Source organism: Pseudoalteromonas sp. SR43-3 (genome assembly GCF_014163875.1).
GTDB lineage: Bacteria > Pseudomonadota > Gammaproteobacteria > Enterobacterales > Alteromonadaceae > Pseudoalteromonas > Pseudoalteromonas distincta.
Window position 1 is genome coordinate 353,532 of sequence record NZ_JACJEC010000004.1, and the last position, 10,252, is coordinate 363,783.

Consider the following 10,252-nt stretch of genomic DNA (forward strand, 5'->3'; position numbering starts at 1 on the left):
ATTTATTGTTTAGACTTATAGGCTAATTAACCTGCACGCAGGTTAACTATATTCTTCGTTATCTAACTCTACGGCTTCTTTTAAGCGCTCAAGTACGTCTGGCATTGCTGATACAACACGGTTCCAACTTGGCACAAATGGCGCTTCCATTGGGTTTTCTAAAAAGTGTTGCCCTGCTTCCATAATATTTTGTGCAAACATTTCTACTGCTTTTTCTTCTTGGTGTACATCAAGCGTTAACCCGTTCATTAGCGCGTCGTTATGATACGTTTCTATAAAATCTAAACCGATACGGTAATAAGTCGCTTTTAATGAACGAATTGTTTCGCTGGTAAAAGTAACACCTTGAGTCGCCAGCTTTCTAAACAATGCCTTAGTAATATCAATCGACATTTTAGACAAACCTGCACTTTGATCATCAAGTGAAAGTTCTTGGTGTTTATGATCGTAATTATCGGCAATATCTACTTGGCACAAGCGGTTATGCGAATAGTTACGATACATTTCACTCAGTACACCTATTTCAAGGCCCCAATCACTTGGGATACGAATATCGTTTAATACATCGCGTCTAAACGAAAACTCACCTGCAAGTGGGTATCTAAAAGAGTCCATATATTCAAGGTAGTCGGTATTGCCTAAAATTGTTTTAAATGAGCGAAGCAATGGCGTTACTAATAAGCGCGATACACGGCCATTAATTTTGCCATTAGCAGTACGCGGGTAAAACCCTTTACAAAATTCATAGTTAAAACGCGGATGCGCAACGGGGTAAATTAAGCGAGCAAGTAGGCTTCTGTCGTAGGTTAAAATATCGCAATCATGCAGCGCGATAGACTCTACTTCTGCTGTTGCTAATTTATAACCCATGCAATACCACACATTACGCCCTTTACCCAGCTCACGTGGTGCAACACCTAGCTCTTGTAATTCTTTATCTAGTGCTTGTAAGCGTGGGCCGTCGTTCCATAATACTTTATGGTTTTGGTTTAGCTCTTTAAAAAAGCCTAGTGCATGACGGTACTGTGCTTCGTCGGCTCTATCTAAGCCTATCGTAATTTGTGATAAATATGGTACTTCGCGTAATTCACTAACTATATTTTGCAGCGCAGGGCCTTCAAGTTCACTAAATAACGAAGGAAGTATTAACCCCATAGGGCGCTGCTTACTAAAAGTAAGTAGCTCTTTTTCTAGGTCTTCTATTGGTCTGTCGGCAATATTATGTAGTGTTGTAATAATGCCATTTTGGTAAAAATCAGCCATGAGATGTTTGCTCCTCAGAAATACTTAAAATACTGCTAATACACGGCAACGACGTTATTTCTTCAATCCAGCCCAGCGGTGCTGGCGATTGAGAGTATCGTGCTTTGTTGTGCGACAATTTAACCGGCTTTTTACTCGCCGGATTGGCAATAATAATGGCGATATTTGCGTGCTCTAACATTTGCTTATCGTTATCGCTATCACCCAGTGCTATAACCGTGAGAGGCTTTCTGAAATGATGGGTAAACTGTTTAACTAACCACTGCTGTGCAGCGCTTTTATCGGTATTTTTGGCAATATGAATGAAGCGTCCACCAATTTTTATATCGTAGCCGAGTGCTTCAACGTCGTTTACAAAGGCTGTGAGTAATTCGTCATTGCCATACCAATAAAGAGGGTCTGAATAATCGCGAGTTTGTGCGCGTCTTGCTTGTGCATCGTTTAGCCCGGTAAGCTCTGATATTTGCTCACTCGATAAGTCACTAAACAATTTGTAATGCGCTTTATAATCCGCCTTTAAAGTATTTAAATCATTTAATAAACTCGATAACGGCTTTGCCATTGCGTAGCACCAATAAGCGCCTACTTTTTTACAACCAATTGGCTTTAATTCAAAATAGTCTTCTGGAATAAATACCGCTGCACCGTTTTCGACAATAAAAGGTTGTTGAATATTTAAATCGTTTTTAAGCTCTATAACTTCGCAAAAAGTTTTGCTGGTATTAAACACCACAGGAATATGCGCATTTTGCAGCTGCTGTAATAACTCACTAATATTATTTGTATTGTAATCGGCGTGATCGAGTAATGTACCGTCCAAATCTGTAAAAATAATAGGTTGAAGGGTGTCATCACTTGTTAGGTGCATACCGCTAATATCTCGGTTGCTATCAAGTTCAATTAAAGCATTTGCTTTAGCGCTCAGTGTGTTTAAGTTCTCACGCGTAATGCGCTCAAAATGAGAAATAAAATACACCAATTGCTCGTTAGTCATGGTGCCTGAGCCTTCACCTTTTTTGGCTATTAGCTTTTGTTCTTGCTCTTGTCGCCATGTAAAAACATCACTAAAACTCGGTGCTTTTAGCATAACTGTATAATCAATTAGGTTAAAAACGGCTTTATATTCATTTGCCAAACAGCTATTTACACAGCGGCGCCAAACGCCTTCTTTATCAAACTGTTGCTCTAGCTCGTTAAGCGGCTCACTCAATGAAAACAACGGTTGTGGCTCACTGCCCACACACCACCCTTCTAAAATAACAATATCAACTGGCTTTTCATTTGTTAGCCAATCACTTGTTGGCACGCAGTCGTCTTCGTGTTTATTAAAACGGGGAAGCGGTACGTTTACCTCTCCTGCCAGTAAATTAGTTATTGTGCTATTCATTAACGCTACGTCGTGAGTACCCGGTACTCCGCGAGTAGTAAAAAGAGGATGTACGTCTTTGGCAAGCTCAGCACGTGCTTGTTTTGCTAAATAAAAGTCATCAATTGACAATGCTACACTGTTAAGTGGTGTGTTTTTAGAAAACCACGTAACTAAAAAATCTGCGAGTGTTGTTTTTCCTGAGCCCTGGCATCCATTTATGGCAACAAAAATAGGAGTATTTGTTTTTTTAGATTCGAGGATGTCATGCGCAAGTGGAACAAAATATTGCTCACTCAAATATTGATACTTTAAAGGCAGTTGGTGTTTTGCTAAAAACGGGGTTATATCCACAATATTGGCCTCTGACATAGTAACTCCTTTGCATACGATGCGTTCTGGAAATTAAATGCAGATACTAGACCATTATTATTTTTGTATATTTATTAATAGGTTAAAAAAATAGCGCATTGAAAATGCGCTATTTTGGTGCAATATTTTTAACTTACGTGCACTATTAACTCTCTTGAGGCTGCGCCTTAGGTAATACAAGGTTGAGTACAATGCCTAAAATAGCGCATAAACTTACGCCCTCTAAACTAAATTGGCTACCACCTATATGCATACCGCCAATACCGCACACCAAAATAAGTGCAACAATACTTAAGTTACGTGGTGCTGTTAAATCATCGCCCGACTTAACTAATGTATTTAAACCCACTACAGCAATAGAGCCAAAAAGTAGAATCATAATGCCGCCCATTACAGGTACAGGTATAGTCTGTAAGCCAGATCCCATTTTAGCAACAAAGGCTAAAATAATGGCGATAATGGCTGTCCACATCATTACTTTAGGATTGAAGTTTTTGGTAAGCATAACTGCCCCCGTTACTTCTGAGTAAGTAGTGTTAGGCGGGCCACCAAATAATGATGCTGCAGACGTCGCAAGGCCATCACCAAACAAAGTACGGTGAAGCCCAGGCTTTTTCAAAAAGTCTTTATTGGTTACTTGGCTTATAGCCATCATATCGCCAATATGCTCAATTGCAGGTGCTATTGCTACAGGCACCATAAACAAAATAGCCTGCCATTTAAACTCAGGCCATGTGAAGTTTGGTACAGCAAACCACTGTGCGTTAGTTACTGCATCAAATTGCACAACGCCCATACCAAGCGATAAACAATAACCCGCAACAACCCCTGCCAGAATAGGTATAAGCTTAAATACGCCTTTTCCCCACACTGCAAAAATAAGCGTAACCACTAACGAGAACAACGAAATATAAATAGCACTGTTGTAATCAATAATTTGAATACTTCCGTCGCCACTTTTACCCATCGCCATATTTACAGCAACAGGTGCAAGCGCTAAACCAATAACCATAATTACAGGGCCTACAACCACAGGCGGTAAAATTTTATGAAGCGTTGCAACGCCCTTAAATTTTACTAATAAACTTAAAAGCATATAAGCAAAGCCCGCTACCATTAAGCCGCCCATAGTGGCTGGCACGCCCCACATTTGCACAGCGGCAATAATGGGTGCAATAAAAGCAAATGATGAAGCTAAAAATATAGGCACTTGGCCTTTAGTCACTACCTGAAACAGCAAAGTACCAATGCCAGCGGTAAAAAGCGCAACATTAGGATCCAAGCCCGTTAAAAGTGGCACTAATACCAGTGCACCAAATGCTACAAACAGCATTTGCGCGCCTGTTAAAATAGTTTTTATTGAAAAGGTGTCATTATTTTGCACTTAAAGATTCCTAAACAGTACCGAATATTTTGTCGCCCGCATCGCCTAAACCAGGGATAATATAGCCCTTTTCGTTTAAGTGGCTATCTACAGAGGCTGTAAATATTTCTACGTCGGGATGTGCTGTAAGTGTTTTTTCCACACCTTCTGGTGCAGCTACTAATACAATTACTTTGATTTCTTTACAGCCTGCTTTTTTAAGCATATCGATTGTGGCAATCATTGAGCCACCGGTTGCAAGCATAGGGTCAATAACTAAGCTTAAGCGCTCATCAATATTACCAACAAGCTTTTCAAAATATGGTACTGGCTCTAGCGTTTCTTCGTTACGTTCAAGACCAACAACACTTACTTTAGCGGCTGGTAATAACTGCATAACACCGTCCATCATGCCAAGACCAGCACGCAAAATAGGCACTACGGTAATTTTTTTACCTTTAATATGCTCTACTTTTAATTTATTGCCATCCCAGCCTGTAATTTCGTTATCTTCTAACTGTAGGTTTTTAGTTGCTTCGTAGGTTAATAAGGTTCCAACTTCAGAACATAATTCACGAAAGCTTTTAGTACTAATACCATGCGCTCGCATTAGGCCTAGTTTATGTTGAACAAGAGGGTGAGAAATAACGTGAATTGCCATGATATAAACCTACTGATACAAGAATTTGCAGTATTTTATATTAAAAAAGGTCATTTGACCTGTAGTTTTAAAGAGATTTTCATACATCGTGCCAAAATGTATTGTTTTGCTTGATATTTATGCAAGAGATTAGCAAAACCTGTTTATTAAATGTTACCCGCTAACCAGCTGTTTACTTGCTGTTGCATATAACTATTTATTTTTTGATGCTCGGGGCTCCACCCAGCTAAAAATCGATAAAAGTCAGCCCATGCAGCAGGCCATAAAGCGAGCCAATCGTCAGCTATTTTACTTGCTGGTGCCCAAGGGTGATAAGCTGTAATAGCAGCCTTTAAATTGTCAAAATAATACACAAGGTACTCATCAGCGCACTCGTGTAATTGTGCATCACTCAAGCAACTGGTCATAAAATACATTACATCAATTATCCCAGAACCTGCACCTATATACTGAAAATCATAACCGAGTATTTCATCGCGCTCATTTGCTGCAAAGTTAGCAAGTTTTGCATCGCCATGAATCAGCGTTTTATACGTACAACTTTGTAGCTGCTCATCTATTTTATGTGCAGCATTTTTAATATCGGACTTTTTATCAAGGTTATCTTTTAGTTTATTAAACTCATCTGGGCGCGTGCTTAAATGCCAGTAGTTGCCTTGCTGCCATAACCCTTCAGCGGGTTTACTTAAGTTAAACGCATGAAAGTGTGCAAGCCACCTTAATATAGCTTTAACATGTTGCGGCCCTGCTTGAGTAAACCCATGTTTGGTGAAATCCTTAAACACCAGCGCATATTCATCATCTTTATTAATTGCACCTATACATTCAATACTTTGCGCATGTACTGGTAAATGCTGGCTATAAAGCTTATAAAATGTGTATTCAACACTATATGAGTGCTGCTTTCTTTTAAGCGCAAATTCGCTTTGTTTAATTTTAGGATGGTTTATATAACTGGGTATTTTAATCGCTTTAATAACGCAGGCTTTATCATCAAGCTGGCACTGCACAATACTGCCACATCCACTCCAAAGTGATGTAAGCGTATCGCCAATTTCAATGTGCTTAAAGTGAGGTTGTAATAAAGGAATGTAAAATGCCATAGCTATATTAAGTAATTAAGTTTTTTGTAGTTTAACATTAGTGGACGTTTTTCATAAAACTAAGGCATAAGAAAGCTCCACTTGGTTTTATACAAGTTTGTATGTAAATAGTGGCCAAAATCACTATGCCACAACAGAGTGATAACTTTTTGATAGGTTCTTAACGTCATAAATATAATTATTGATTTGAATAAGCTCATCACTTGAGCATACGTTAGCGAAACTCCCTGCTGTGAAAGTCGAACTTAGTAGCAATACTAAATGACTAAGTTTCATATTTGAAAACATACGCCTCCCTTCAAGCTAACGCTTACATAAGCGGAAAATTATAGTTGGCTAAAATTTTGAGGAACGAAAAAGAGCCAACTGTAAATTTTCCGTTTGATGTTCTTGTTAGTTGCAAATAGTCAATTTAACCTTTGTCTACTTTTTGCTTTTTCTTGAGAGAAAAACCAAATACTGCACCTACCGCCATACCAAAAAGAACACCTAATAAAATATTCTGGATGATAATTCCTATTGCAACACCTATTGATATGCCAATAGCTAAACCAAACTTTATCGGGTTTTTTACCGCACCTGTTTTATTCCAATTACTCATCAGAGTTCCCTTTGCAACTAACTTTTAAATAAGGGGCGCAGGCACGTAGGGCATAATGGCGAAGCCGCCCTGCGTGTATGCGTCCCAGCGAACGAAGTGAGTGACTTGATTTTTTTGTTATGTGTTTAACTGAACCTCGAAAGAGAACCCGTTAAATACAACCTCAAATACAGAACCTGAACGCATGGCGATAGTGTGAGTAAATCCTCCGGATTTCAAACCCACCTCATGTGAAAGAATATCACCATGAAATGTATCGTTGGCGTTCAGTTCATTACGTTGACCAACAAAACCGTATTTAGAAACATTCAAATACTTAAGTATTAATTCTCGGTCATGATGTTGCCCAAGCAAGTTAATTTCTACTGATAAGCTACAATTAAATGGCCGACTAGCATTTCTATTTTCTTTAACCACAAGAGAGACAATCCATGCATCATGTAAAGAATCTGCATGGCTCAATTCGTAGTGTTCAGTGTTTGAAGAAAACTTAAACAACTCTACTGGCAGGACATCTTTGAGTGAAAGGATGTACTCCATATATTCATCAAAACTTCTTTGCATATCCTTGTCGCTTCCTTCACACATAACGCTTACATAAGCGGAAAATTATAGTTGGCTAAAATTTTGAGGAACGAAAAAGAGCCAACTGTAAATTTTCCGTTTGATGTTCTTGTTAGTTGCAAATAGCCAATTTAACCTTTGTCTACATTTTGCTTTTTCTTGAGAGAAAAACCAAATACTGCACCTACCGCCATGCCAAAAAAACACCTAATAAAACATTCTGGATGATAATTCCTATTGCAACACCTATTGATGTGCCAATAGCTAAACCAAACTTTATCGGATTTTTTACCGCACCTGTTTTATTCCAATTACTCATCAGAGTTCCCTTTGCAACTAACTTCCCGCATAACGGGCAAATATACGTAGGCTAAAATACCGAGCGAAGCGCAGGGAGCCTACGTGTATTTGTCCCTAGCGAGCGCAGCGAGTGTTAATGCGTTTGTTATGTTCGTTCTTTAATAAACGAGCGATGAAACCAAATGTAATAGATAGCCATAGCTGTGCCAATTGGAATATTTAAAATATTTATGTACGCAGCAATTTGAGCAGGAAAATAAGCCCAAACTTTATTACGCAGTAATCCGAAGCCTGCAAAGGACATTAAGAAGAAGCTAGCAACAAATACTAGGGTGATAACCCCTTGGATGATGCCAAAAGAAGCTGCGTTATTTACAAAGGTCATACCGACAATAATGAAAAATAAAGCTCCGATTACGAAAAATAAAGCTCCTAAAATAATCCTATGAGTATTCATTCTCTTCCTAGAACATAACTTTTAAATAAGGGGCGCAGGCGCGCAGGGCATAATGGCGAAGCCGCCCTGCGTGTATGCGTCCCAACCCGCGCAGCGAGCGATCTTGATTTTTTTGTTAGGTAACATTGCAAATATTACCTAGTAACTTGCTGACTTTATAACTTAATAGTGTGGCAACTATTAACGCTATAATTTGAAACGGAATTAGAAAAAAACCACCAATTAGTAACGCTTGTATTAAATACCCATTGAGTAGCCCTGACACTACAAAGTAGCCCATAAAAACGAGATTTAGCAACAATAACACTAGAGCTTTAGAGTTGGGGAATTTACCTTTAAACAATAAGGCTGCATTGACCACGAACATCAGTGGAGTCGTTAAGTAAGTCAATACAAGTATTTCTGTTCCCATTCCCTGTTACCTAACGCCTCATTAAGAGGCAATAAAATAGCTGGTTAAAATTAGCGAGGCACGAGCAAAAACCAGCTGTTTTTTGTCCTGCTTTAATGCCTTGTTAGGTGTTTTTTTGACCTAGCCACCCTTGATACTTTTTATACAGTCTGATGATAACCCTATTGGCTCCATACTATACCGTATGCCCGCTATATCCATTTTATATGGAAAACTATAAGCTTTTATCAACTCCAATGTATCCATATTTAACATAAATGTATATTCAATATTTTTGGCTGGAAAAGCAGCTATGATATTAAAATATGGTGGTAATTTGCTACGAGTGTGATACCAAGAGCTTGAAAATGAAAGCTCACTTTTAGCGAAAAATTTAGAGATGCACTCAGGAATTAGTAATTTTCGATCTGCTATTTGTAAAGTTAAATTTTGAACTTTGAAAGTTGCTGGTAAATATTTGGCAGGCAATCCTTTCAGTTTACCGTCCTTTTGAATAGTTATGCCTGTGTCTTTATGAGCAAAACTAAAGAAGCTAAAACACATTAAAAATAGTAAGAAACTTAATCTCATCCTTAGAAACACCTAACGCCCTAATAATGGGCAAAAAATTGTTGGCTAAAATGTTGAGGAACGAAAACAGCCAGCTGTTTTTTGTCCTTATTAATTAGCTTGTTAGCAAGCTATTTAACCACAAGTTTAACGGATTTACCTACATTAAGTCTGTGTGATACCAGAAATATATCTAATGTTAAATTTAATGGCTCTATCTTTGATTTTTGAGGCTCTAGCCAAGGGAATACCAATTTCATTACTCCATTATCTATACGTCCAGTCATGGGCGTATCCGGAAATATTAAATCAGGTTGTTTTCCTTCGTTGAGTCTAATGTAAACACCAAAATCTGAAATTTTATATGAACTGCTTTTTGGAAGAGATACGCTTAACTCTATAATTCCGAAATCAGAACAAGCTGAACTTCGTTTGCCTGATCCCCGAGACAAACTACTTAATTCCACTACTGGCTCTGGCACTAGCTCCCAAAAGTAACCGTTTTCGGGTTGTTCAAGGGTAACCGCATTCCAACTATCGGGAATTGGGGTAAACATTCTCCAACCAGCAATTGAACAGGAAAGACTGTTGAATGAGACCAGATTACAAAGTAGTAAAAATAATAGTGAGTATTTCACCGAGCTTTCCTTGCTTGCTAACGCCTCATTAAGAGGCTGATAAAAGTTTGCTAAAATGTGTAGCGAAGCGGAACCGAGCAAACTTTTAGCAGTCCTGCTTTAATGACTTGTTATATAGCACTTACCACGAAACTTGCTCCATTATGCTTCGATACGAACCTAAAGCCTTATAAATAGCAACTTTTGTAGAATGATTTTTCTTGATAATTTGATACAAAGCTACAGGTAATAACCAAACAAGAAAAAGCACTATTTGAATAAACAATATTGCAAATACTAAATCAAAAGCTTGGATAAATGCTAAGAAAATAACGGATAAGTTTAATACTGTAAATATCCATATTGCTTTACGTGCGTCAGATTTAATTTGATTGATATTTTCTGATGACTTCGAATCTTCCACAATAATCCTTGTGCTATATAACGCTTTGCTAATTGGCTGCCGCAGCGAAGCGTAGGCAGTCCAGTGGAGGCCACGCTTTTTGTGGCCGGAACGAAATTAAGCAACTTGTTATAAGCCATTTGTATTTACCCGTTGCCCGCAATGAATACAGACTATGGAACCAGAGAACCAATGCCAAACCACTTTTGTCCAGTCGCCAC

Annotated in this window: 12 protein-coding genes; all 12 read right to left on the reverse strand. The window is 38.4% G+C overall.

The features are described 5' to 3' along the window. Window positions 1–42 precede the first annotated feature (42 nt). Window positions 43–1,263: a glycosyl transferase gene (locus tag H5088_RS07950; protein ID WP_002958673.1), complete on the reverse strand. Its 1,221-nt coding sequence runs from the start codon at window positions 1,261–1,263 to the stop codon at window positions 43–45. Then, a complete protein-coding gene (locus tag H5088_RS07955; protein ID WP_182752624.1) occupies window positions 1,256–3,001 on the reverse strand; it encodes an HAD-IIB family hydrolase in 1,746 nt (581 codons plus the stop codon). The genes H5088_RS07950 and H5088_RS07955 overlap by 8 nt, the downstream gene beginning before the upstream one ends. 145 nt (window positions 3,002–3,146) lie before the next feature. Further along, window positions 3,147–4,385 carry a uracil-xanthine permease family protein gene (locus tag H5088_RS07960; protein WP_149593033.1) on the reverse strand — a complete coding sequence of 413 codons (1,239 nt, stop codon included), beginning with the start codon at window positions 4,383–4,385 and terminating at the stop codon, window positions 3,147–3,149. A 10-nt stretch (window positions 4,386–4,395) separates the two neighbouring features. Beyond that, window positions 4,396–5,025, reverse strand: a complete 630-nt coding sequence (upp, locus tag H5088_RS07965; RefSeq protein ID WP_002958676.1) for a uracil phosphoribosyltransferase — start codon at window positions 5,023–5,025, stop codon at window positions 4,396–4,398. Window positions 5,026–5,171: 146 nt separating this feature from the next. Beyond that, on the reverse strand, window positions 5,172–6,128 hold the full coding sequence (locus H5088_RS07970; RefSeq protein ID WP_182752625.1) for a phosphotransferase: 957 nt from the start codon (window positions 6,126–6,128) through the stop codon (window positions 5,172–5,174). A 412-nt stretch (window positions 6,129–6,540) separates the two neighbouring features. Beyond that, the gene (locus H5088_RS07975) at window positions 6,541–6,729 is read right to left on the reverse strand and encodes a hypothetical protein (protein ID WP_182712307.1); all 189 of its coding nucleotides are present in this window, start codon (window positions 6,727–6,729) and stop codon (window positions 6,541–6,543) included. 117 nt (window positions 6,730–6,846) lie between these two features. Beyond that, window positions 6,847–7,293 carry a hypothetical protein gene (locus H5088_RS07980; protein ID WP_182752626.1) on the reverse strand — a complete coding sequence of 149 codons (447 nt, stop codon included), beginning with the start codon at window positions 7,291–7,293 and terminating at the stop codon, window positions 6,847–6,849. Window positions 7,294–7,477: 184 nt separating this feature from the next. Further along, entirely contained in the window at window positions 7,478–7,612 is a 135-nt protein-coding gene (locus H5088_RS20300; RefSeq protein ID WP_259398101.1) for a hypothetical protein, read from the reverse strand. Between the two features lie 126 nt (window positions 7,613–7,738). Beyond that, complete coding sequence (locus H5088_RS07985) at window positions 7,739–8,050, reverse strand: hypothetical protein (RefSeq protein ID WP_182738545.1); 312 nt, start codon at window positions 8,048–8,050, stop codon at window positions 7,739–7,741. Between the two features lie 532 nt (window positions 8,051–8,582). Continuing rightward, window positions 8,583–9,032 carry a hypothetical protein gene (locus H5088_RS07990; protein WP_182752627.1) on the reverse strand — a complete coding sequence of 150 codons (450 nt, stop codon included), beginning with the start codon at window positions 9,030–9,032 and terminating at the stop codon, window positions 8,583–8,585. A gap of 110 nt (window positions 9,033–9,142) precedes the next feature. After that, window positions 9,143–9,649 (reverse strand): hypothetical protein, encoded by a 507-nt coding sequence (locus H5088_RS07995; RefSeq protein ID WP_182752628.1) that lies wholly within the window; start codon window positions 9,647–9,649, stop codon window positions 9,143–9,145. Window positions 9,650–9,770: 121 nt separating this feature from the next. Then, on the reverse strand, window positions 9,771–10,052 hold the full coding sequence (locus H5088_RS08000) for a hypothetical protein (RefSeq protein WP_182752629.1): 282 nt from the start codon (window positions 10,050–10,052) through the stop codon (window positions 9,771–9,773). Window positions 10,053–10,252 lie beyond the last annotated feature (200 nt).

Excerpts from the sequence above, each read along its gene's own strand:
- H5088_RS07950 (WP_002958673.1), bottom strand. The coding sequence starts at position 1,263 with ATGGCTGATTTTTACCAAAATGGCATTATTACAACACTACATAATATT.
- H5088_RS07955 (WP_182752624.1), bottom strand. The coding sequence starts at position 3,001 with ATGTCAGAGGCCAATATTGTGGATATAACCCCGTTTTTAGCAAAACAC.
- upp (WP_002958676.1), bottom strand. The coding sequence starts at position 5,025 with ATGGCAATTCACGTTATTTCTCACCCTCTTGTTCAACATAAACTAGGC.
- H5088_RS07970 (WP_182752625.1), bottom strand. The coding sequence starts at position 6,128 with ATGGCATTTTACATTCCTTTATTACAACCTCACTTTAAGCACATTGAA.
- H5088_RS07975 (WP_182712307.1), bottom strand. The coding sequence starts at position 6,729 with ATGAGTAATTGGAATAAAACAGGTGCGGTAAAAAACCCGATAAAGTTT.
- H5088_RS07980 (WP_182752626.1), bottom strand. The coding sequence starts at position 7,293 with ATGCAAAGAAGTTTTGATGAATATATGGAGTACATCCTTTCACTCAAA.
- H5088_RS20300 (WP_259398101.1), bottom strand. The coding sequence starts at position 7,612 with ATGAGTAATTGGAATAAAACAGGTGCGGTAAAAAATCCGATAAAGTTT.
- H5088_RS07985 (WP_182738545.1), bottom strand. The coding sequence starts at position 8,050 with ATGAATACTCATAGGATTATTTTAGGAGCTTTATTTTTCGTAATCGGA.
- H5088_RS07990 (WP_182752627.1), bottom strand. The coding sequence starts at position 9,032 with ATGAGATTAAGTTTCTTACTATTTTTAATGTGTTTTAGCTTCTTTAGT.